Below are 21,563 nucleotides of genomic sequence, written 5' to 3' on the forward strand. Positions count from 1 at the left end.
TGAACTCCGGAGGACGCTAGCGTCCCGCAAATCGAATGAGCCGCAGACCGAATTTGCGCGGCCACGTAAACAACAAAACCGGGCGGCCGCGACACGCGCCGCAAAGCGGCCGTGCGCGAACGCCCGGTGACGCTCCGCATGGCGGGAGCGTCTGCCAGAAGCGAATCGACTGCTTAGTTCATCGTGATGGTCGACTTCAGGCCATAGCCGCTGACCTGGCTGGCGCTGGTTTGCACGGCGACCTTGCCGGCGTACGTCGCTGCGGTACCGGTGCCGATGCCAAGCTTGACGGCCGAGCCATCCACACCAGCCACGGCAAAGGCAACGTCCACCGTGCCAGGCGCGCTCGGCGTCAGCGCGGCAAGCTGCGAACTGTTCAGCGCGCCGCTGTTCTTCACCTTGTTCAGGATGGCCGCATACGGCAGCGTGAACTGTCCGGTGCCGCTGGACAGGCTGTCCGCCGATCCGTTGGTCAGCGTGGCCGAAGCCGGCGCGGCGCCGGTCACCGAGAACGAGTAGCTGGTATTGGCCGGGAACGTCGCCGACACCAGGTTGCCGCCGCTGAAGACCAGCGACACCTTCTCGAAGATCACGTCGACCGTGCTGCCCTTGTAGCTGTAGTGCATGCCCAGGCGGACGTCCGCAGCGCCCGTGCCGAACGGCGCGCCGATTTCCTTGATCGTCACCTTGATGTCCGACAGGCCACCGGTGGTCGTCATCGTGTCGCCCAGCGTGGCCGACTGGTTATTGATCAGGACGTCGCTGGCTTGCAGGTAGTCCGTCAGCGTGACCTTGCTGACGATGGTGCTCACCTTGCTGCTGTCCAGGCCCGTAACGGCATTGGCCGCGGTTTGCACCTGGTCCGCCGAACCCGTTGCCACGGCATTACCCAGATTGGCCAGCTTGGAGGTATTGGTGCCGTCGGTCAGCACGGAGGCGGACGTGGAGGAAGCCAGCGTGGTCGACAGCGTCGACTGGCTGCTGTCCTTCAGTGCATTCAGGGCACCGCTGTTCTTGAGCGCCGTCACGGTGGACGATGCATCGCTGCCCAGCTTGATCTTGCCCAGCGCAGTGCTCACGTCGCCGACTTGCTTGCTCACCAGCGGAGCGGCCAGCGCTGCCACGTTGGCGGCAACGGTGTCGATGCTGCCCTGCAGGGTGGATGGCAGGCTGGACTGCGCGTTCTTCACGGAAGCCTTGATGGCATCGGACACGGTGTTTGCGCTCGACAGGTCGGCCGTACCGCTGGCGTTGCTGACCACGCTTGCCACGGCCTTTGCGGCTGCTGCGGCGGCGGCATCGGCGCTCAGGCTGCCACCGGCGCCCGTTGCCACGCCTTGCAGCGTCTTGCTGATCTGCTCGACCAGTTGCTGCACCACGACGGCAGCCTTCAGCACGTCGGCATCGGTCATCGGATCTGCATTCAGCAGATCCTTGCCGCTCAGGCCGAGCTTGGTGGCGAGGGCAGCAGCCTGGTCTGCGCCCAGTTGTGCCACCAGCGTGGTCAGCGGGCTGATCATCGGGGTAATGCCGGCGCGGTATTCAACCGCCGGTGCCTGCATCACGCCGTTGAACGGCAGGCCAGTACCGATATCGGTACCGCCCGACACGGACAGTGCGCTCTTGGTGCAGCTTGCCGGGAAGGTGAAATCGCCCGTCGCGTTGGTCGTAGCCGTCCGCACCTTGCCGGCCGAGTCCTTGCAATCCAGGAAGCTCACCGTCGCGCCGGACAGATAGAAGTCGATGGCCTTGCCGCTGATGGTGGCCGAAGGGGTGCTGGGGGTGCTGTCACCGCCGCCACCGCCGCAGGCCGCCAGCAGCATGGCTGCGGAGGCTGCCGCCACCAGGGTAAAACGCCTCGAGAGACTTGCTTGCATTGTTTTTCTCCAACCCATCGTCAATAAGTGCTTTTCCACCGACAAGCGTTTGCCGGCCTAACAGCTACGTTTTCTTCTTCGGCTCGCCCGCTCCCCACCCATCTGCGCGCGCGGGGAAACTTCGCGGCGAAAGTCTACCGCAGAAATCCACGAAAATATCAAAATCATCACACCGACATCTTCGCCATATATTCGAATCGCGACAGCTAAGCGCCGCGTAAGGAAAGCGACTGCAGTCAGGCGTAAAGCAGCCCCGGCAGACGCTCGGCGCCGTGGATCCGTATGAGAAGGCGAGCGCAACCCCACCAAGCGGGGAGAAGGACTGGACGAAGACCGTCAAGGCTTATTGCCACAGACTTTCCGGCCACGCTGCCCCCGAATGGGTGACATGCTGCAACGCCGCAACTCCCCGTGAAGATTGACGGCGGACAAGCCCGTTTGGCGTGGTGGATTTCCCGCATTTATGCTAATGTGCCGCCACTAACAGAAGTACCAAAAATATCAGTTGCCACAGTTTTGGCACATGCCGCCTTGGTCAGGCGCGCTCTTGGCCTCTATGGGGCTTTGGCTTTGTTTCGACGGGGAGATCCAGCCTGCGCTTTTGCGCCGGCCGGAGGGATAACGCCACCCCCGGGGAAAGCATGGGAATTTATCGCAACATGTTTGTGAAGCATCACGACTCGCTGGCCATTGCAGTACGCCTGGCAGACGTGAGTACGATCTGGCTGGCCGGCTTCCTGGCCACCGAGTTGCGCTTTCCCTCTGACTTCGCAGCAGCCTCCCCCATTCATCAGTTCATCCTGTACTTCAGCAGTGTGGTAGCGCTGATCGTGCTGCCGGCATTCGACCTGTACACGTCCTGGCGCGGTCGCAGCTTTCTTTCGCTCGGCGCACGGCTACTGGCCGCATGGTCGCTTGTCTGGCTTATCGGCATCCTGATGAGCTTCTTGATGCACCAGGCGGGATCGATGTCGCGGTTATGGGCGGCGTACTGGTATGTGGGAACAGCGGTGGCCTTGCTGGCGCTGCGGATCGTGACCTACAGCCTGCTGGCACTGGCACGCGGTATCGGCAGAAATTCCAAGCAAGTGTTGATCGTAGGCTTTGGCACGACGGGTCAGGAGATGTATCGCCGGGCTACGGCGAGCCGCTGGAGCGGATTCCGCGTGGCCGGAATCTATGCTGGCGTCGAGGATGCAACGCCAGAAGGCATCCCACGGATTGAAGACAGTGATCACATTGCTGGCTTCGCCCGCAAGCACCAGATTGATGAAATCTGGATCGCCCTGCCGATCAGTGCCACGCGTCAGATGCAGAACATCGCCTTTGCGCTGCGCAATGACTTTATTGACATCAAGTGGATGCCCAGCTTGATGGACTTCGAGTTGTTGAATCATCAGATGCAGGACTTTATGGGCATGCCGGCGGTGGAACTCAATCGGCCGCCTTCGCTGGGCGTGCGCGGCGTCATCAAGGCAACATTCGATCGCGCATTTGCTGCAGTGGTGTTGACTTTGCTATCCCCGCTGCTGGTGACCATTGCCCTGCTCATTAAGAAGGGCTCGCCTGGGCCGGCATTCTTCAAGCAGGAACGCCTTGGGCTGGATGGCCGCGTTATCCATGTCTACAAGTTCCGCAGCATGAAGGTGCATACGGAGCATGAAGTCGTCACGCAAGCTAAGAAGGGAGACAGCCGTGTGACGCCCATTGGGGCTTTTCTGCGGCGTACCAGCCTGGATGAACTTCCGCAGTTCATTAATGTGCTGCGCGGGGAGATGAGCGTTGTGGGGCCGCGGCCGCATGCGATGGCGCACAACGATATCTATAAGGAACAGCTCGATCTTTATATGTTGCGCCATCGGGTCAAGCCTGGGATTACGGGATGGGCGCAGATTAATGGGTATCGGGGGGAGACGGATACTCTGGATAAGATGGCGAAGCGTGTGGAGCACGACATCTTCTATATCCGGAACTGGTCGTTCTGGATGGATCTGAGAATTATCTTCTGGACGACGTTCCGCGGCTGGACAGGAAACAACGCTTACTGACGCCATACCTGACACATCCGACTGAACACGTCACCAACCAGACCTAGCCATACGACGGCAGCAGGCGTGCCCATTGCGCCGCCAGCAGCGCGCCGCGCGTCTTCCAAAATTCCATGACTAAACGAATTCTTCTGACCTTCGGGACCCGCCCCGAAGCCATTAAGATGGCACCGCTGGTACGCCAACTACAGCGCAGCGAAGGCCTTACCTGCGGCGTCTGCGTCACCGGACAGCATCGCGAGATGCTTGACCAAGTCATGTCACTGTTCAATATCCAGCCGGACTTCGACCTTAACGTGATGAAGCCAGGCCAGGACCTGTATGACCTGTCTTCCGAAATCATGGTGGGCATGCGCGGAGTGCTCGATGCCTTCCAGCCCGACATGGTGCTGGTGCATGGCGACACCACCACCACCATGGCGTCCAGCCTTGCAGCGTTTTACCGCAGGATTCCTGTAGGCCACGTCGAGGCCGGCCTGCGCACCGGCAATCTTTTGTCGCCGTGGCCAGAAGAAGCGAATCGCAAGCTTACTGGAGTCCTCAGCGACCTGCATTTTGCGCCTACGGCGCGCGCGCGCGAGAATTTGCTTGCTGAGTCCGTGGCTGACGAGCGCATCCTAGTCACCGGCAATACGGTGATCGACGCGCTTCTCGCAGTGCGCGAACGCTTAGCTACCGATCACAACCTGCGCGCCGCGACTGATGCTCGCCTGCCGCCGATCGACCCAAGCCGCCGAATCGTTCTGGTAACTGGCCACAGGCGCGAAAGCTTCGGCGCCGGCTTCGAGCGCATCTGCAGCGCGCTCGCGCACGTCGCTCGTGACTACCCCGACGTGGACGTCGTTTATCCGGTGCACCTGAATCCAAGCGTGCGCGAGCCGGTGCAACGCGTACTGGGTGGCATCGCAAATGTGCACCTGCTTGAACCGCTCGACTATTTGTCATTTGTGCGCCTGATGGATCTGTCATACCTGATCCTGACCGACTCCGGCGGCATCCAGGAAGAGGCACCGTCGCTGGGCAAACCTGTGCTGGTCATGCGCGATACCACTGAGCGCCCGGAGGCTGTCGAGGCCGGCACGGTGCGATTAGTTGGAACGGATGAGCGTTGCATCGTCGAAGGCATCCGCACCATGCTCGACGACCATAGCGCTTACGCGGCTATGCACCGCAGCATCAATCCCTACGGCGACGGTCATGCCTGTGCGCGCATTGCGGACGGCATCCGCACATTCCTGCAGTAACGCCCGTCACCGCCTTCAATAGAAGTTCTGCCGCATAGATTTAGTATGAAATTCGAGAAAATCTCTGTAATTGGCCTTGGGTACATCGGCCTACCCACCGCCACAATGTTTGCTTCCCGCCAGATTCCGGTGGTCGGCGTCGACGTCGACCTGCGCGCGGTGGAAACGATCAACCGCGGCGAGATCCATATCGTCGAACCAGATCTCGACATGCTGGTACGCGCAGCGGTCAGCCAAGGTCTGCTGCGTGCCACAGTCACGCCTGAGCCCGCTGACGCGTTCCTGCTGGCTGTGCCCACACCATTCCTCGAAGACAAGCGCCCGGATCTGTCCTATATCGAGCAGGCCACCCGATCCATTGCGCCGGTACTCAAAGCGGGCGACCTGATCGTGTTGGAATCAACATCGCCGGTGGGCGCCACCGAGCGCATGTCGCAATGGCTAGCAGACGCCCGGCCCGACCTGACTTTTCCGCACCAGGCGGGCGAGCAGTCCGATATCCGCATTGCCCATTGCCCCGAACGCGTGCTGCCGGGTTCCGTGCTCCGCGAGTTGATCGAGAACGACCGTATTATCGGCGGGCTGACACCTCGTTGCGCCAAGGCGGCGCAGGATCTCTACAGCATCTTCGTGCGTGGGCGGAGCGTGATCACCGACGCACGAACCGCAGAAATGTGCAAGCTCACGGAGAACTCATTCCGCGACGTCAACATTGCGTTTGCAAACGAGCTCTCGATCATCTGCGACTCCCTGAACATCAACGTCTGGGAGCTGATCCGGTTGTCTAACCTGCATCCGCGCGTAAAAATCCTGGAGCCGGGCCCTGGCGTCGGGGGCCACTGCATTGCGGTGGATCCGTGGTTTATTGTCGATGCCGCCGGCGACAAGGCACGACTGATCCGCACTGCGCGCGAGGTCAACGACGCGAAGCCACACTTCGTGCTGGAGCGCATCTGCCGCGCAGCGCGCCGCCTGCGCGAGCCCGTTATCGCCTGCTTCGGCTTGTCCTTCAAGGCCAATATCGACGACCTGCGCGAAAGCCCGGCTGTGGACATCACCGCGCACCTGATCGAACAAGACCTGGGCCGCGTGCTGGTGGTCGAGCCCCATGTCCAGACGTTGCCTGACAAGCTGAAGGGTGCGCAGCTGGTAACTCCCGGCTACGCCTTTGATCACGCCGATATCATCGTGCTGCTGGTGGACCATGCGCAATTTTCCGCCATCGACACTGACCGGCTTCAAGATAAGGTCGTGATCGATACCCGCGGCTTGTGGTCCAGCCGGCGTCGAGGCAACGCATGACAAGAACCACGGGCACCGGGGTCCGACGAAGCCTGTTAGCCATGCTGACCTGGCAGATCGGCAACTATCTGGTGCCGCTGGCCACATTCCCGTATCTGACCCGCGTCCTCGGCCCGGAGCAGTTCGGTCTGCTCGGCTACGCTACCGCGCTCGCCATTTACGGTACCGTCTTCACGGAGTGGGGCTTCAACCTCAGCGGACCGAAGTCCGTAGTGGAACATCGCGGCGAGCCTCATGCCCTGAATGCACTTGTGTGGTCGACCATGGCTGCCAAAGCCTGTCTGTGCGCGCTATCGTTTGCGGTGCTGCTGGTGGCATTGCAGGTCTTCCCGCAATTGGCCGCCATGCGCACGGCTCTGCTACTTTCCTGGGTCGCCGTCGCTGGGAATGTTTTCACGCTGAGCTGGCTGCTGCAGGGCCTAGAGCGCTTCTGGCTATTCACGACGGCGTCGCTATTAGGGCGCTTTTGCACGTTACCGCTAACGTTTCTGCTGGTGAAAACGCCTGCAGACACCCCGATGGCCATCGGATTGCAGGCTGCGGCGTCCGTGCTGACTGGCTGTCTATCGCTGACTGTCGCGGCTCGGCTCGGCATATTGCGGCGTCCCGCCGCTTCCTGGCCTGCAGTGCGCCAGCGGCTGGTGCAAGGCGCCGACATGTTTGCGGCAACCGCCTGCGTGACGCTGTTCGGCACGACAAATACGGTGATCCTGGGTTCGGTCGCGGGGACATATGAAGCCGGCCTCTACAGCGCAGCTGACAAGCTCAAGACCGTGGCAAACATGGTGCCAGCGCAGATTAACACTGTGCTCTATCCCCGCATTGCAACGCTATTCGGCACCCAGCGACACAACGCTGCCCGCATGACTTGGCGTGGTGCGGCCGCCACGGTTGCGGTAACGGCTACCGGCGTCGCCGTGACCGGTGTCGTGGCTCATCCCCTAACGCGGCTAGTGCTAGGCCCCGGCTACGAAGGTGCCGGCACGGTTCTGCAATGGCTTTGCGCCGCGACATTGTTCGGCAACCTAGCCTACTTCCTAGGCCTGCAGGTGCTGGTAAACTTCGGCGCCACGCGTTGGCGCGCCTGGGTCATGTTCGGCGCCGGACTGGCGAATGTGGCGCTGGCTTTTGCCCTGGTACCACATTTCGGAGCTGCCGGCGCCGCGGGAGCCTTTCTAATCGCGGAAGTTGCGACGCTTGCCCTATACCTGCTGATCATTGCTGCGCGCACTGAAATGCGCGCCTATCTGCTGCAACCATGACTGACATCCATGTGATCTCTCTTGAAGGCTCAATGCGGCGCGCCAGCATCGCCGCAGCACTGGCCAGCCATGGAGTGGCATTCCGTTTCGCAGATGCCATCGACGCGCGCCGGCTGGCGGAGCCAGCGTTTGCGGCGCTTTACGACGACGGTGCCGCGCGCCAACGCTATGGGCGGTCACTGACACGCGCAGAAGTCGCCTGCTTTGCCAGTCACCGTGCCGTCTGGGAACGGATTTCACAGACGGGGCACGGGGCAATCGTTCTAGAAGATGATGCGCTTTTGATGCCAAGCTTCTTCGACAAGGTGCTACGGCTTGACGAGGAGCACCTTGCTCAGGTCGCGGACGTTGTCCAGCTTGGACGCTCAAAACTCCCGCGAAGCGCAGCTCCGCGCGCATATTTTCGCAATCCTTTGAAGCACTACACGCAGATCGATGGCCTGCGCATGGGCTTTCCTTTCAAACAATGGACCTCGGGTGCCGTGGGCTATTGGATTTCCGCAGCAGGCGCACGCCGCGCGCTGGCTTACAGCCAGGGACCTGTAGTCGCGTTGCTGGACGACTGGCCGTGGCATCGCGACTATGGCGGCATGCGTGTTGCCGAAATGCGACCTTACGTGGTGTGGGAGCAATTTGAAACCATGCCTAGCGATATCGAAGCTGAACGGCGCGCCCGCAGCCAGACGCGTCCGCGCTGGCGTGAGTCGATACTGGAACCGCTTCGGACTGCTCGGGCGTTGGGAAGGTGGGCCGCTATTGGCTGGCTGCGCGCAGCTGCCGCGACACGCCACCGTGTAGCAAGGGGCGGTTGAAGGATGCAGAGATCTACCGTTCCCCGCTTGCCGCCCCCACTCGCGCAGGTCGCCTACCCTACGAGCGAGTTGTCGGCGAGCATGGTGTGGACGCTGCTGGCTGCCGGCTTCCTGCTATCGCCATTGGGTGATTTCCTGTCCGTACGGGCAGCGACGGCATTCAGTGGCGAAGCGCACTATTCCCTGCTGGTCCGGGGCACTGTCACCTTTGGGTTGATCATCGCCATGCTGCTGCGGGGGAGGTTGCGACCTGGCAGCGTGTACCTGGCCTTGCTGGCTACCGTGCCGATGCTGGCCGCCGGCGTTACGTGTGCCGCCGGCGGCATGACACTCAAGGAGTTGTCCGACCAAGCTGTGTTTGTCTTCAAGGTGTTCTCATTCTTCATCTTCCTGGCCGCTATGTCGGGGCTCAGCGAGAAGCGATTGTTAGCACTTGAGCCTTGGCTTCGGTTTGCGCTGCTGATATATGCGGGCGCCATCATTGCTGGCGCCACGCTGTCGATCGAGATGTTTCGCAGCTATGTTGGCGAAACACAGATCCGGGCCGGCTATAAAGGGATCATCAACGCCCAAAACGAAGCCTCAGCGCTCATGATGGTGGGGCTCGCTTACGCATTTCAGCGCGTACTGCGCCAAGGCTGGCGCCTGTCCGACACAGTCCTTATCACGACCCTCGTCGGCGCGTCGCTGCTGATCGGCACTAAGACCGCAGCCGGTGTCGCGGTGCTGGTGCCAAGCCTGTACTTTTTCGCCCGGTACGGTGCTGCTCAGGCCACTCTTCGCGCAGGCGTGACCGTGGCCCTACTGGCGGCGGCTGCCGCGACCGCTTACATGCTAGTGCCGGCCGTGGCCCAGGCCGCCGACCTCACGCTGGACTATTTCCGCTATCACTACGAGAACGGTGGCAGCGATAAGCTGGCGTCGGTTGTGCTGTCCGGACGCAACCTCAAATTCGCCAATGTGTGGGCGGATCTTGCCCAGCACGACTACGTCGCTCTCTTGAGCGGCGGCTATCCAGTAGTGCGCTATATGGTTGAGATTGACGGGCCGGATCTGGCGCTAGCCTTCGGCTTGCCGGTGTTCGTGCTCTACCTTCTTGCACTGAAGCGCGCATTTGCCGGCACACGTAATACCCCGGCAGGCCGCTTCAACACCATCTTCTTCGGCCTTCTGCTTCTTGCCGCCTGCTCCGCCGGACACGTGCTGGTGTCCTCCATCATTGGACCTTACCTAGCCTTTCTTGCCGTCAGGGGCAAGCCGGATGTCGTCCAATACAACAGCAAGAGGCGGAATCGTGCCTGAGAAAGCTGCCAACGCTACCAGCACTGCAAGTCCTCCGTACCATCGACCGATCCATGTGTTGCATGTGGGACCGGGCCACGGGCAACGTGGCGGCATTGCGTCAATGCTGGCTGAACTGGCCGCGCAGAAGGATTCCTTCTCAGCCGCCGGTGTGTCCCTCGCCGTGCTTGAAACCCATGGCTTCCAGCGTGCAGGTGACCTGCTGCGCTTCGTGTTCCAAGACGTGCCTCGCTTTACACATGCACTAGGCCGTGCGGATATCGTGCACTTTCATGTCTCAGTGCGTGGTTCCTTTGTTCGCAAGTGCCTGCTACATGCGATCGCCAAGCTGCGCCGCAGGGCCGTTGTCTTCCATTTGCACGCGGGCAACTTTGGTCAATTCTATGCACAGTCTCCCGGCATAGTGCGGCTGGCAATCGCCTGGTTCGTCGGCGGCGCCAACGCTCTAATTGCCGTCTCTCAAGCCATCGGCCGGGAACTGCGGACGCTGGGGCGGGACGACAGCCGCCTACATATTGTTGGCAATATGGCCAGCCTTGCAGAGCATGCAGCCGAGGCCCCGCCGGTACAGGCAGATACAGGCATGCCTTACATAGCATTTGCTGGGCGCTTAACTGCAGAAAAGGGCGTCGGCACACTGTTGCAAGCCATAGCTATGCTCAAGGCTCAGGGCTGCCGCATTTCGGTTCGCTTTGCCGGTGCAGGGGACATTCCGCACTGGCAGCAACTTGCGCACAGCCTTGGCATTGCCGATTGCGTCAACTTTGCCGGCTGGCTGGATGACGATGCCAAGCTTGCCTTCTACCGGCAAGCGCGGGTGTTCTGCATGCCAAGCTGCTTTGAATCCTTCGGCATCGCCACACTGGAGGCGATGTATGGCGGCCTCCCCGTTGTCGGCAGCAGGCTCGGGGGATTTCTGGATCTGGTCGAGGAAGGCGTCACCGGATACCTAGTCGAGCCTTCGGATATCCCTGCGCTGGCCGCACGCCTGCGCCAATTGTGGGAACAGCCGTTCCTGGCAGCCAAAATGGGGGCGGCCGGGCAGGCACGCGCGCACGAACGATTTGGTCAGGATGCCATCGTCAATCTGCTAGTGGACTGCTACCGCGAAGTGGCGGCAGCTCGATGAGAAGCATCAACATGTATCAACGATTTTGCCGCCGCGCTGCTTGGCTGGCACTCAGCCTGAATGCCTGCGCGTCCCTTCCTCCGACGCATTCGCAAGAGGCCGCTGGCCTCGCTAACAACGCCTACCGGCCTGTGTATGCCAACAATTGGCAGCATGGCCTGATGTCTGGAATCGGGGTGCAGGCCAACCCGGGCGACCTAGCGATCGTGGACGACCCTGTCACACCAGGTGGCAAGGCTGTGCTTGCAGCAATACAGCGCAGTAGCGATTTTTCAGGCGTCGCCAACGGAACGCCGCGGGCGGAGTTACTGTTACCGCCGTCGGTCATATTCTCGCCGGGGCACGACTACCTGATCCGCTGGAGCACTTATCTATCGTCGGACTTTGTCTTCGACGATGCCCAGATGGTGATCTTTACCCAGATCCATCAGAGCGCCAGATCCGGGCCGCCGACGCTCGCCTTGACCCTGCTAGGTAATAGCTACACGATTTCCCAACGCGGCGGCGCACATCCTGAGAAGGTCTCGGCAGCGAAGCGACTCTGCTGCGCGGACGCAGATCGCGGCAAGTGGGTGCAGTGGGCCTTGCGCTATGTGCCAGACGCATCGGGACAGCAATCCAAGACCGCCCTGTACAAGGATGGCGTGATGGTCTTCGAGGCAAACGGCTCGCCCAACTCCTACACCGACGAGCAGGGTGCCTATCTCAAGCTCGGCCTCTATAAAGCCGGTTGGCAGAAGGAACCCTCGGATGTCACGCGAACCCTCATCTACTTCGGCCCTGTGAGTGTGGCCGAGCGCGACGGCGCTCATGTTCGTATCCCATAGTCATGACGACACGCATTGAACTGTTTGGCTGTCCAATGGACACAGCCACCATGGCCCAGACTGTGGCCTGTATCTGCGAGCGCATCGAGCGCCACCAATTTACCCAACAAGCCAGCATCAATGTTGCCAAGCTGGTGCATATGCAATCCGACGCGCAATTAGCACGGTCGGTCACCAGTTGCGACCTGATCAACATCGATGGCATGGGCGTAGTCTGGGCGGGACGCCTGCTCGGCCATGACATACCAGAGCGCGTCGCTGGGGTCGATCTTTTTGATCAACTGCTGCAGGAGGCCACCCGTCGTGGCTTCCCTGTGTTTCTGTTGGGTGCGACGGATGAAGTGGTCTCTGCCACCGCAGCGCGGTGCACCGAGCGCTACCCGAGGCTGCAATTGGCCGGCTATCACCATGGCTACTTCTGGGACAACGAAGCGGACGTGGTCCAGCAGATCCGTGCATCGGGGGCACGCCTTCTGTTCGTAGCCATCACGTCACCCCGTAAGGAAAACTTCATTCACCGATGGCAGACCGAGCTAGGGGTCGATTTCGTAATGGGTGTGGGTGGCACCTTTGACGTAGTGGCGGGTAAGGTCAAGCGTGCTCCGGGATGGATGCGGCGCGGCGGGATGGAATGGCTGTTCCGTGTGCTGCAGGAACCTGGCCGCATGTGGAAACGCTATTTGTTCACCAATTTGCGCTTTGCCGTGATGTTGGTGGGCGCCTTATTGAATCCGCGTGCGGGACGTTAGACCGAGCCAAACGAGATTCTTCACCGTATTATCTGGTTACCTATCTATATTCAAGATGGGTTGCGAGGCATCTTAGTAGGCAAGACGTGTGCGAGCGGGCTTCGTAGACTATTTCATGTATTCGGCCACCCCAGCGCCCCAGTGCACAATTGGACCCTCTTGACGAACCCAAGGGGTCTATACGCCTGTTATCCCATGCTTCGTCGTCGCGTTGTTTCATGTAATTAACGCTAACAATCGCGCGACCCGCATAACTCATGCTGCGATCCCTATCCAGGTTCGCTTGAGCTATGGTCGGAGTTTCCGGCATCGCAGCCAGATATGTGCATCCTCATACAACACGTGTAATACGAGTTGGTCGCATTTGGTGTTTCGACCTGCAATATGCGCCGACCCCGTCCAAATCGGCGTCTTACGTTCTGCCCGGCGCCCGCGCCCTGTGCGCCCTAGCCTCGGCGCCGTCAGGGCTTCCTGTGCTTGATCTCTTGGACTTCAGGTGTTCTCGCTGCTTGCGTAGCCGTAATAGGCATAGCGATAGCGCCCATACTTGGAGCCATAGCCGTAGCGGAAGGCATTGGGGTTGAGACCGTTAAAGATAACACCCTTCACGTCTGCCTTTGCATGGCTCAACTGCTTTGCGCACTCGGTGACCTCGCCAATGGTGGTGGTCTCAAATCGGGTCACCAGGAACACGGTGCCGCAGCGAGCGGCCAGTACCGCCGTATCCGCTACGGCCAAAACCGGCGGAGTGTCGATCAATACAAGATCGTAGAGCTCGCTGAAGCGGTCCAGCAGTTGCACCATGCGCTCATTCAAGAGCAATTCGGAAGGATTCGGAGGAATCGTACCGGTGCTGATCAGATCCAGATTAGCGGCAACATCGCGATGAAGCACATCATCCAGGTTGGCATTTCCCGCGAGCAGATCGGATAAGCCCGGGTTGCGGTCCTTGCCGAAATACTGATTGAGATATCCTTTGCGCATGTCAGCATCAACAAGCAATACGCGCTTACCGCCTGAGGCCATTACCGCCGCCAGGTTGGCAGAGACGAAGGATTTCCCGACCCCTGGGGTTGGGCCGGTCAACAAGACGCGGTTGTCATTCGCATCCAGCATGGCGAATTGAAGTGCGGTTCGCAGGCTGCGCAGGCTCTCGATAGAAGGCTCATTGGGGAACCGTTCTGCGAGCAGATATTGTCCGCGCTTGCGTGTGCGCAGTTCATTTGCCAGAGAATTTTGTGCCTCGGAAAGCGGCACGGTGGCATATACGTTGAGACCGGTATGCTGCTCGATATCCTGGGGATCAGTAATGCCACCATAAAGCGCCTCTCTGGTGAACGCAACGATTATGCCCAGGATCAACCCCGCAATAGCGGCCAATGGGACTACCACCAATCTTTTAGGCTTAACCGGCACCTCAGGAACTGGCGAATTGTCAACGAGCCGTACATTCCCAACTTTTCCGGCTTTTACCAGCTTGAGTTGCTGCATATTGTTCAGCAAGCCAACATAGAGTTCATTGTTGACCTGAACATCACGCGTCAAGCGCACGGTGTCCTGCTCAAGATTGGGCAGCGACCTGACACGACTCTCTATGCTCCCCGCTTTAGCCGTCAATGCCGCGATCTGCTGATCAATTGCCTGGAGCGCAGGATGGCCCGGCGCAAAGCGGGTGACCAACTCTGCGCGCTTCTGCTTCAGTTCTTGAAGTCCGGACTCGGCCGCCACACTTTGCTGCAGAAACGCCTTGCCCTCTTCGCTCAGGTCGAACGTGCCGCGCTTATTGCGCATCGCGTTGTATTTGACTTCAGCCTGTTCGAGTTCTCGCTTCAACTGGGGAAGCATGTCTCCAAGAAAAACTAGCGTTTTTTCAGCCTCTGCTGCCTTACGCCTGATGTTCTGCGCAACATACTCGTCTCCGATCTCATTCAGAATCGAAGCCGTAAGCGCCGGATTTTTACCTTGCAGAGCGGCACCAATAATGCCGCTTTGTTTCCCCTTTTCCTCAATTTTCAATTGATCCTGCAAATCTTCCAGAGTCTTCAGGCGGGAGTTACGGATCAGCGTAAATGCAATGCCCGGCTTTGCCTTCAGTTCTGCCACAAGCAGACTAATAGTCCCAACGCTCTGACTGACCTGCAAAGCTTCGCCTATATTGCCCTCAACAGGTTTATCAAGGCTGCTCTGTTCTAACCGAAAGCGGCCCTGGCCCAATGCAGTCAAGGTGAACTTCTCATCCTCCAATTCTTCCGGCACGTCGAACAAGCTGACCTTGATGGATTCTGCCGCCCAGGCATAGCCACCGACACCAAGCAGTCCCGGCTCGGAAAGACCCTTAGACCGCCTGGCAATCCAGGAGCCGATCAATGGAAAGTACTTTGGCTGCGCGTCGATATATAGGAGCAGGTTGTCTACTGCCTTGCCTACGACCATACGCGAACGCAGAATTTCAATTTCGGCGGTAGCCTGAGTCTTCACGTCAAAGAGAGAAGAAACATCACCTAACAGGCTGTTGGCGCTGTTAGGGTTGTCTTCTACCTGAACAACGATGTCAGCCTCGTAGACCGGAGGTGCGAGGAGTGCATAAGCAATACCAAGCACCAGCACCACAACTGCAATGCTTGCAATAAGCCAACGATTTTTGAGCAGCACATCCAGATAGCGCACGATATCAGTCTCGTCATCCGACATCTGCTGTCCAGCCACTGGAACGTAAGGGAGATTCTGGCTCATAAGTCAAACTGCCAATGCTGTTAAGCGAGTGCCCGAATACGGGGTACCCACGCACTCACGCCCTGTTGGATGAGTTGGAAAGAATGTTCGAATGCGGCGCGCGGCTTGCGATAGGGGTCGTCAATATCAAACTTGCCAACTTCACCGAGGCGAAAGACCTTACCGGACGCAGCCGGGTAACGCCGCTGAATCTCTCGCTTCTGCTCGCTGTCCATCACAAGGATCAGGTCCGCCTGGGTAGCAAGCACGCTGGTGAGCTGCTGGGCACGATGCTGCGTGATGTCAACGCCAGTCTCTATGGCAAGCTCGATGGCCGTAGCATCAGCAGGCTTACCCACCAGTGCGCCAAGCCCGGCAGAAAAGACGTTCAACTCCGGCAATGCCTCACGCAGCAACCCCTCCGCCATCGGACTGCGACAAATATTCCCAATACAAACAACAAGCACGCGTTTAATCATTTCAACGTATTCGCAGTCGAATTGAAGAAATTGGCGCTCGGGATCAACTGATTGATCACGCGGCTCCAGCGCACCACCCCGGCGGCGTCGACGTACACAACGTCCTTAGGCTTCAGTTCAAACGCTTCGGCCAAGGCCAACGACACAGGCGACTTGCCATCCAGATGGAACACTTCGGCTTCGCCGTCCGTGCTCTTACGGATTACGTAGACTTCCTTGGCATCCGCCGAGATCGGATTCAGCCCGCCAACTTCGCCAATGGCCTCGTTCAGCGTCAGGCGGCCATTGCGCGGCAGCACGGTAGACGGCCGCACCACTTCACCCGCGACAAAAACCTTGCTGTCCTCACGCTGTTCCACACGAACGATGTCGCCCGAGCGAAGCAGGACATTCGCAGGGTCAACGCCTTGCTGTAGCAGGGCTGGCATGTTGACGTAGTAATTCTTCCCACCACGACTAATACGAACACGGCTGTTGTCGCCAGTAGTCACGTTCACCCCGCCGGCACGATTCAGCGCCTCCACCAGGGTCATGGGGACGTCATCGATGTTTTGCGGGCCCGGGACCTTGACTTCACCGTCCAGGTAGATCCGCTTGCTGCGATAGGCAAGCACGCGGACCGTGAGCTGGGGCATGGTAACGATGTTCTTCAGCGCGACGCTCAGTTCACCGCGCACCTGATCAGGCGTCTTGCCAACGACCTTTACGACGCCCGCATAGGGGAACTGGATGGTGCCGGCCGGACTGACGACATAGCCCGGTACGTTGGCGGCGCCGCTGTAGTTCGGAATGTCATACGCAGCACCAATCGAATAGGTCTGCGTCGGGAAGACCAGCTCCGGGTGGTCCCACACCACGATGGACAAGATGTCGCCCGCGCCAATCACATACGGCTGCGGCGTGCCAAACAGTTCTTCGACGCCATCATTGGTCGGACGAGCCGCAGCCTTCTGCGCCCTTACCAACTCAGCCGTGATCAGCGTGACTTTAGGTACCGAATTGGGATCCTCCGGATTCAGCGGGCGCTGAGGATCAAAGCGCATGCCCGGCGCCAGCGCGCAGGATGCCAGCACGGGAACCACTGCGATAGCGACCAGCCCTCGACGGAAACTCAGAAGTCTTGACAGCATTCAATACGTCTTCAAAAGTTGACATTACGCCGAAGACGTTTGAAGCAATGCGCTTGCCGGTCGCTATGGCAGCGGCATCTGTACAACGCTTTGCATGTCTTCCCGGCGCGCCTGGTGCAAAGCCGGACCGCCGGCTTCCCCACCTAATCCCCTACCTAGCAGCATGGATCGGCTTTGTCGCCTATCCGCCGCGTGGCGGCCGCCCTGGAGGTGCATTGCGTTTAGCTTTTCACGCAATTTTCTCGAATTTGATCATTTTAGCATTTCGACCTTTGGGTGACCATGGGTTTTCCCGCATTGCAACAGGCCAAATTCATGTCTGGGAAACACGACATTGCCTCTGTGCCCTGCTATCCGCGCGGCGCGTGGTTTCGCAGGAGACAGGAGGACTGGCAACACCCGATCGGGTGAGTTGCGAAGGCGCGACGGCGCCCGAGCGAGAGTACTCGGATAGGGAATGAAATGTCAGAAATAACAAACAAAGTGCAAAAAATGGCTACCAGCCTCGGGATTGCTGCATCACACAATCCGACGAGGAGGCGTGCGGACGGCCATTCGGCCGGATTCTTAAGGTTTACCCTCCTCAAGAAGGGAGTGCAGCGCACAAAACGCGTTCGCATAATCGGTGAACAGCGACCCGAAGCAGCCCCTTTTCCCATGAACAGCGCCCCCGCCCTTCTGCTAGCCCTGATGGTGTTCGAACTCGCGTGGTTCATGCCGTTCCAGCGGGTATTCCGGCAAGCACACTTCGCGCCGGCGTATGCCTACCTGTCGCTGGTGCCCATCCTGGGGCCACTGCTGTGCATCTGGATCCTGGCCGCCAAACGCTGGCCGCTCAAGTCGAAGCTGGTAAAGAGCTACTCCTGACAGTTTCCGCAAAGTTTCGGTGCCATGGTTACCCGTGCCAGAAGCGCCCTTTTTCTGCTTTACCCGGCCTGTACTGAGCCTGCCTCTTAGCCCGTGCCGTTTTGGCGTCGGAGAATGAGGCTGGCCGGGCGATTCTTCCTCTTTTCCGCAATCCCCTCCCTGCAGCCCGAATCCCTGCTGCTCCCCTCCCCCGTCCTTCGCAGGCGAGGCGCTCTCCCCGCGGTGTTTTACCAACATGTCATCCAAAACCCCAAATGTGCGCTAAGTCATAGAAGTGCCGGAACTAGATCGTAATAATACGTGTCAGACTGTGGCATTCTTCGCAAGAAGGCATATCATGTCTGTCGTCGCATCCCCCGTTTGGGGGATTTACGTATCAGGCTCTTAGACTTTAATCGCGCGCGCTGGCGCTACACGCCAGTCCATTGGTGCGGATGCCAGGTTGTTGAAGCTGGAGCCAAAGCTGCGGTAACGCAGTCCAGTCGGGGGAGCCGCCATGAGGCGGCAAGGGCCAGCCTTCCGGAAGTTCGGGAAAAGCTGGTGTAAGAGCACCACACGAGTGCAGTCCTTTTTTCTCTCATTCATCACGGGTGATACACATGCCAAGGAATACTGCTGTGGCTGAAAAGGCCTATTACAGTACGCGCACCGCGGCGAAGCTTCTCAATGTCTCGCTAGGCACCGTTCAAAAGATGGTGGAACGCGGCGAACTGGGGGCATGGAAAACCAACGGCGGCCATCGCCGCATCCATAAGGAAACCGTCCACAATCTGCTGGCTACACGGGTCGGCAGTTCGCCGCCCGCCGAGTATGAACTCGATCTGGTGGTGTTCCACCCGAATCACCAGGAAGCGCAGCGCATCCACGGACAGCTCAGCAAGTGGGGCCTGCCGCTACGCGCCGCGGTGGTGGAGGACGTGCTCGACACCGTCATTACCTCGGTGAGCGCGCACCCACGCGTGGTGCTGTACTACGTCGAGGAACTGAACGACGCCGAGTCCGCCACCATCGAGAAGCTGCAGAACTTCTTCTCCAGCCTGCACGTGGTATTTGCGGTGATCACCAACCGCCAGGCCTACGACGGCGTGGCCGACGCCTTGCAGCACTGGGGCATCATGGTGTTCCTGAAGACGCCCTCGCTCGAAGAGGTCAAGGGCTTCCTGCGCGCGCAACTGATGATGGGCCGCGGGGGCTGAAGCCCCCGCAATGGTTGCCCGCGGCGCAGGCCAGTCAGGCCGGCACCGATTCTCGCGATGCCGCCGGCTGCGGCGCCTGCGCTTCCATCATCCAGCCAAACAGGTTGCGCGGGTCCTTCGGCATGGCCACCAGTTCGATGTGCCGGCCGGCATGGCGCGCACGCGCGGTGGCATACAGCCATCGCAGGGCCGAATAATCTTCCAGCGCAAACCCGACAGAATCGAAGATCGTCACCTCGTCCGCGCCATCGGGTCCGACTGCGCGCCCCGGTGCGCGCCCTGACAGCACCTGCCAGAGCTCGGTGACCGGCGCATCGGGCGCGAGTTGCTGGATCTCGCCTTCGAGCCGCGTCTGCGGTTCGTACTCCACCACGATGCGCGCCCGGCGCAGGATGTCCGCGTGCAGTTCCGTCTTGCCCGGGCAGTCGCCGCCGATGGCGTTCAGGTGCATGCCCGGGCGCACCATGTCGGGCGTCAGGATCGTCGCGCGCGTCTTGTCGGCGGTGACCGTGGTGACGATGTCCGCCCCGTCCAGCGCGGCCTGCACGCTATCCACGGGAACGATGGTCAGGCTCGGAACGCCCGCGAGATTGCGTGCCAGCCGCGCGGTGGCATCGTGGTCGATGTCATAGGCACGGACTTCGCGCACATTGAGCATGGCGTGGAAGGCCAGCGCCTGGAATTCCGCCTGCGCGCCATTGCCGATCAGCGCCATCACCGCGCTGTCGGGCCGCGCCATGGCGCGCGCAGCCAGCGCCGCGGTGGCTGCCGTGCGCAGCGCCGTGGCCAGGGTCAGGTCGGCCAGCATCAGCGGGAAGCCGGTCTCGACTTCGGCCAGCATGCCGCAGGCCATCACGGTCGGCATGGCGAAGCGCGCGTTGCGCGGATGGCCGTTGACATACTTGAACGCATACTGCACGCCGTCGCTCACGGGCATCAGCTCGATCACGCCGAGCGGCGAATGGCTGGCGAGCCGAGCCGATTTCTCGAACTGTTCCCAGCGCAGGAAATCCTGGCGCACGTGCTCGGCCAGTTGCGCAAGGGCCGCCGGCACGCCGATGGCGCCAACCATTCTGGCGACGTCCGTGGCGTCCAGGAAGCGGGTCATGACGGTGTCTTTCATGATGGACTCCCGAATCTCCGTAGTGCCCGTTCACGCTGCCGCGCGGGTGGTGCGGGTGGTGTTGACCGCCCCGCTGCTGCGGTCCAGCCGCAAGGTCATGCAATAGGCGCCGCCGCCGGACAGCATGAACGGCGACAGGTCGACTTCGCGCAGTTGGTAGCCGCGCCCGCCCAGTTCGGCGCGCAGGTGCGGCGTGGTGCGGGTCATCACCACCTGGTCGTGCAGGTTGACGGCATTCACGCTGAAGTGGCGCAGGTCATCCTCGGTCGCCTCGATGCGCAGGCTGGCCGGCACGCGCGTGCGCAGCTCGCGCAGCGACGCCTCGGTGAAGGCCGGCGGGTAGTACAGCACGTCCCCGCCCGACAGCGGGCAGAAGCAGACGTCGAGGTGGTAGCTGTGCTGGGTGGCCAGTTCCAGCGCCACCACTTCGCGGCCGAAGCGGGCCGACATGGCATCGGCCGCTTCGCGCGAGGAACGCGGGCCGAAGCCGGCCCAGAAGTGGCCACGGCTCGCGTCCCAGATGCAATCGCCCGCGCCCTCCTGGTAGCACCCGGCCGGGAGCTGCATGACTTCATCGACCAGCCCGCGCTGCCGCAGGCTTTCGAAGATGCTGGCGAACGGCGCTTCTTCGCCGCGCCGCTGCGGGTAGCGGAAGCGCGCGAGCACGGCGCGGCCATCGAGGACCACGGCGGCGTTGGCCGGAAACACCATGTCCGGCACGCCGGGGAAGCCCGGCGCCAGTTCCACCGTAAAGCCGGACAGTCGCAGCGCTTCGTGCAGTGCGTCAAAGGCGCGGCTGGCGTTGCGGTGCATGCCGCGCGGATCGCGCGCCCAGGCTTGCGGATCCATCCACGGGTTGATGCTGTAGGACACATCGTAGAACGTGGGTTCGACAAGCAGGATGGTAGGGGTGGTGATCACGGCGGCTCCTTGGGGTCGTCGGTGGCGGGCTGCTGGGCAGTGGTGGTTCGATTGCATTCTGGTGCCGGCCGGTGTTAACTAATAGCCAGCAACTTGCGCAAAATGCGGCATCGAATGCGCAAAACGCTAACCCTCGTCAGCGAAACGCCAAGCCCCCATGGATGCCATCGATCACCAATTGCTGTCCCTGCTGCGCGACAACGCGCGCACGCCTGTCACGGCGCTGGCACAGGCGCTGCGCGTATCGCGCGCGACCGTGCAGAACCGCATCGACAAACTGGAGAAGGAAGGCCTGATCGTCGGCTATACGGTGCGGCTGCGGCCAGACGCCGAGCCGCACCGCATCCGCGCGTGGATGACGGTGGCAGTGGAAGGCAACAAGGCCCGCAGCGTGCTGCAGGCCTTGCGCGGCGAGCCGAATGTGCAGGCGCTGCACACCACCAACGGCCGCTGGGACATCATCGCGGAACTGCGCGCCGATACGCTGGAAGCGTTCGACCGCACGCTGGACCGCATCCGGCTGATCGACGGCATCGGCGCCACCGAGACCAGCATCCTGCTGTCGACCTACAAGCTTTAGCGC

General features: G+C 60.6%; 18 protein-coding genes. 12 read left to right on the top strand and 6 right to left on the bottom strand.

Translation table 11 applies throughout. The features are described from left to right. Positions 1-173 precede the first annotated feature (173 nt). Positions 174-1,877, bottom strand: coding sequence for a hypothetical protein (locus tag ACIGJB_RS12360; protein ID WP_483730087.1), 1,704 nt, complete (start codon positions 1,875-1,877; stop codon positions 174-176). Positions 1,878-2,518: 641 nt separating this feature from the next. Between ACIGJB_RS12360 and ACIGJB_RS12365 the strand changes: the two genes are divergently transcribed. The 9 genes from ACIGJB_RS12365 (at position 2,519) to ACIGJB_RS12405 (ending at position 12,552) form a co-directional block, all read left to right on the top strand. Then, positions 2,519-3,925, top strand: coding sequence for an undecaprenyl-phosphate glucose phosphotransferase (locus ACIGJB_RS12365; protein WP_483730088.1), 1,407 nt, complete (start codon positions 2,519-2,521; stop codon positions 3,923-3,925). Positions 3,926-4,038: 113 nt separating this feature from the next. Continuing rightward, complete coding sequence (wecB, locus tag ACIGJB_RS12370; protein ID WP_483730089.1) at positions 4,039-5,169, top strand: non-hydrolyzing UDP-N-acetylglucosamine 2-epimerase; 1,131 nt, start codon at positions 4,039-4,041, stop codon at positions 5,167-5,169. Positions 5,170-5,214: 45 nt separating this feature from the next. After that, positions 5,215-6,471, top strand: coding sequence for a UDP-N-acetyl-D-mannosamine dehydrogenase (gene wecC / locus ACIGJB_RS12375; protein WP_483730090.1), 1,257 nt, complete (start codon positions 5,215-5,217; stop codon positions 6,469-6,471). Positions 6,472-6,512: 41 nt separating this feature from the next. After that, on the top strand, positions 6,513-7,733 hold the full coding sequence (locus tag ACIGJB_RS12380; protein WP_483730091.1) for a flippase: 1,221 nt from the start codon (positions 6,513-6,515) through the stop codon (positions 7,731-7,733). Further along, positions 7,730-8,545: a glycosyltransferase family 25 protein gene (locus ACIGJB_RS12385; protein WP_483730092.1), complete on the top strand. Its 816-nt coding sequence runs from the start codon at positions 7,730-7,732 to the stop codon at positions 8,543-8,545. Before ACIGJB_RS12380 ends, ACIGJB_RS12385 begins: the two co-directional genes overlap by 4 nt. A gap of 81 nt (positions 8,546-8,626) precedes the next feature. Beyond that, positions 8,627-9,847: an O-antigen ligase family protein gene (locus tag ACIGJB_RS12390; RefSeq protein WP_483730093.1), complete on the top strand. Its 1,221-nt coding sequence runs from the start codon at positions 8,627-8,629 to the stop codon at positions 9,845-9,847. Between the two features lie 103 nt (positions 9,848-9,950). Next, positions 9,951-10,976 carry a glycosyltransferase family 4 protein gene (locus ACIGJB_RS12395; protein WP_483730094.1) on the top strand — a complete coding sequence of 342 codons (1,026 nt, stop codon included), beginning with the start codon at positions 9,951-9,953 and terminating at the stop codon, positions 10,974-10,976. Next, positions 10,973-11,803, top strand: coding sequence for a heparin lyase I family protein (locus ACIGJB_RS12400; RefSeq protein WP_483730095.1), 831 nt, complete (start codon positions 10,973-10,975; stop codon positions 11,801-11,803). Before ACIGJB_RS12395 ends, ACIGJB_RS12400 begins: the two co-directional genes overlap by 4 nt. Before the next feature lie 50 nt (positions 11,804-11,853). Continuing rightward, positions 11,854-12,552: a WecB/TagA/CpsF family glycosyltransferase gene (locus tag ACIGJB_RS12405; RefSeq protein WP_483730096.1), complete on the top strand. Its 699-nt coding sequence runs from the start codon at positions 11,854-11,856 to the stop codon at positions 12,550-12,552. 492 nt (positions 12,553-13,044) lie between these two features. On the opposite strand, the gene ACIGJB_RS12410 is transcribed toward ACIGJB_RS12405, so the two are convergent. From ACIGJB_RS12410 to ACIGJB_RS12420, 3 genes are read right to left on the bottom strand one after another with little or no spacing between them, the layout of a single operon-like run. Next, the gene (locus ACIGJB_RS12410) at positions 13,045-15,285 is read right to left on the bottom strand and encodes a polysaccharide biosynthesis tyrosine autokinase (RefSeq protein WP_483730097.1); all 2,241 of its coding nucleotides are present in this window, start codon (positions 15,283-15,285) and stop codon (positions 13,045-13,047) included. A 20-nt stretch (positions 15,286-15,305) separates the two neighbouring features. Continuing rightward, positions 15,306-15,743, bottom strand: a complete 438-nt coding sequence (locus ACIGJB_RS12415; RefSeq protein ID WP_483730098.1) for a low molecular weight protein-tyrosine-phosphatase — start codon at positions 15,741-15,743, stop codon at positions 15,306-15,308. Beyond that, positions 15,740-16,873, bottom strand: a complete 1,134-nt coding sequence (locus ACIGJB_RS12420) for a polysaccharide biosynthesis/export family protein (RefSeq protein ID WP_483730099.1) — start codon at positions 16,871-16,873, stop codon at positions 15,740-15,742. Before ACIGJB_RS12420 ends, ACIGJB_RS12415 begins: the two co-directional genes overlap by 4 nt. 657 nt (positions 16,874-17,530) lie before the next feature. Here ACIGJB_RS12420 and ACIGJB_RS12425 point away from each other — a divergent pair. Both ACIGJB_RS12425 and ACIGJB_RS12430 read left to right on the top strand, forming a co-directional pair. Further along, positions 17,531-17,740 (top strand): hypothetical protein, encoded by a 210-nt coding sequence (locus ACIGJB_RS12425; protein WP_483730100.1) that lies wholly within the window; start codon positions 17,531-17,533, stop codon positions 17,738-17,740. 599 nt (positions 17,741-18,339) lie between these two features. Continuing rightward, positions 18,340-18,936 (top strand): helix-turn-helix domain-containing protein, encoded by a 597-nt coding sequence (locus tag ACIGJB_RS12430; RefSeq protein WP_483730101.1) that lies wholly within the window; start codon positions 18,340-18,342, stop codon positions 18,934-18,936. A 34-nt stretch (positions 18,937-18,970) separates the two neighbouring features. Here the strand turns inward: ACIGJB_RS12430 and ACIGJB_RS12435 are convergent, their stop codons facing one another. Both ACIGJB_RS12435 and ACIGJB_RS12440 read right to left on the bottom strand, forming a co-directional pair. Further along, positions 18,971-20,059, bottom strand: a complete 1,089-nt coding sequence (locus tag ACIGJB_RS12435; RefSeq protein WP_483730102.1) for an ornithine cyclodeaminase — start codon at positions 20,057-20,059, stop codon at positions 18,971-18,973. Positions 20,060-20,089: 30 nt separating this feature from the next. Beyond that, positions 20,090-20,980: a dimethylarginine dimethylaminohydrolase family protein gene (locus tag ACIGJB_RS12440; protein WP_483730103.1), complete on the bottom strand. Its 891-nt coding sequence runs from the start codon at positions 20,978-20,980 to the stop codon at positions 20,090-20,092. A 157-nt stretch (positions 20,981-21,137) separates the two neighbouring features. Between ACIGJB_RS12440 and ACIGJB_RS12445 the strand changes: the two genes are divergently transcribed. Beyond that, a complete protein-coding gene (locus ACIGJB_RS12445; protein ID WP_483730104.1) occupies positions 21,138-21,560 on the top strand; it encodes an Lrp/AsnC family transcriptional regulator in 423 nt (140 codons plus the stop codon). Positions 21,561-21,563: the final 3 nt, after the last annotated feature.

The sequence above is a fragment of the Cupriavidus sp. C2SS-8b genome (genome assembly GCF_057073745.1).

What these genes read in the sequence shown, in the direction of transcription:
- ACIGJB_RS12405 (WP_483730096.1), top strand. Translation starts at nt 11,854, where the DNA reads ATGGCCCAGACTGTGGCCTGTATCTGCGAGCGCATCGAGCGCCACCAA.
- ACIGJB_RS12395 (WP_483730094.1), top strand. Translation starts at nt 9,951, where the DNA reads ATGCTGGCTGAACTGGCCGCGCAGAAGGATTCCTTCTCAGCCGCCGGT.
- ACIGJB_RS12385 (WP_483730092.1), top strand. Translation starts at nt 7,730, where the DNA reads ATGACTGACATCCATGTGATCTCTCTTGAAGGCTCAATGCGGCGCGCC.
- ACIGJB_RS12435 (WP_483730102.1), bottom strand. Translation starts at nt 20,059, where the DNA reads ATGAAAGACACCGTCATGACCCGCTTCCTGGACGCCACGGACGTCGCC.
- wecC (WP_483730090.1), top strand. Translation starts at nt 5,215, where the DNA reads ATGAAATTCGAGAAAATCTCTGTAATTGGCCTTGGGTACATCGGCCTA.
- ACIGJB_RS12445 (WP_483730104.1), top strand. Translation starts at nt 21,138, where the DNA reads ATGGATGCCATCGATCACCAATTGCTGTCCCTGCTGCGCGACAACGCG.
- ACIGJB_RS12425 (WP_483730100.1), top strand. Translation starts at nt 17,531, where the DNA reads ATGAACAGCGCCCCCGCCCTTCTGCTAGCCCTGATGGTGTTCGAACTC.
- ACIGJB_RS12380 (WP_483730091.1), top strand. Translation starts at nt 6,513, where the DNA reads ATGCTGACCTGGCAGATCGGCAACTATCTGGTGCCGCTGGCCACATTC.
- wecB (WP_483730089.1), top strand. Translation starts at nt 4,039, where the DNA reads ATGACTAAACGAATTCTTCTGACCTTCGGGACCCGCCCCGAAGCCATT.
- ACIGJB_RS12360 (WP_483730087.1), bottom strand. Translation starts at nt 1,877, where the DNA reads ATGCAAGCAAGTCTCTCGAGGCGTTTTACCCTGGTGGCGGCAGCCTCC.
- ACIGJB_RS12400 (WP_483730095.1), top strand. Translation starts at nt 10,973, where the DNA reads ATGAGAAGCATCAACATGTATCAACGATTTTGCCGCCGCGCTGCTTGG.
- ACIGJB_RS12410 (WP_483730097.1), bottom strand. Translation starts at nt 15,285, where the DNA reads ATGAGCCAGAATCTCCCTTACGTTCCAGTGGCTGGACAGCAGATGTCG.
- ACIGJB_RS12365 (WP_483730088.1), top strand. Translation starts at nt 2,519, where the DNA reads ATGGGAATTTATCGCAACATGTTTGTGAAGCATCACGACTCGCTGGCC.
- ACIGJB_RS12420 (WP_483730099.1), bottom strand. Translation starts at nt 16,873, where the DNA reads ATGCTGTCAAGACTTCTGAGTTTCCGTCGAGGGCTGGTCGCTATCGCA.
- ACIGJB_RS12390 (WP_483730093.1), top strand. Translation starts at nt 8,627, where the DNA reads ATGGTGTGGACGCTGCTGGCTGCCGGCTTCCTGCTATCGCCATTGGGT.
- ACIGJB_RS12430 (WP_483730101.1), top strand. Translation starts at nt 18,340, where the DNA reads ATGCCAAGGAATACTGCTGTGGCTGAAAAGGCCTATTACAGTACGCGC.
- ACIGJB_RS12415 (WP_483730098.1), bottom strand. Translation starts at nt 15,743, where the DNA reads ATGATTAAACGCGTGCTTGTTGTTTGTATTGGGAATATTTGTCGCAGT.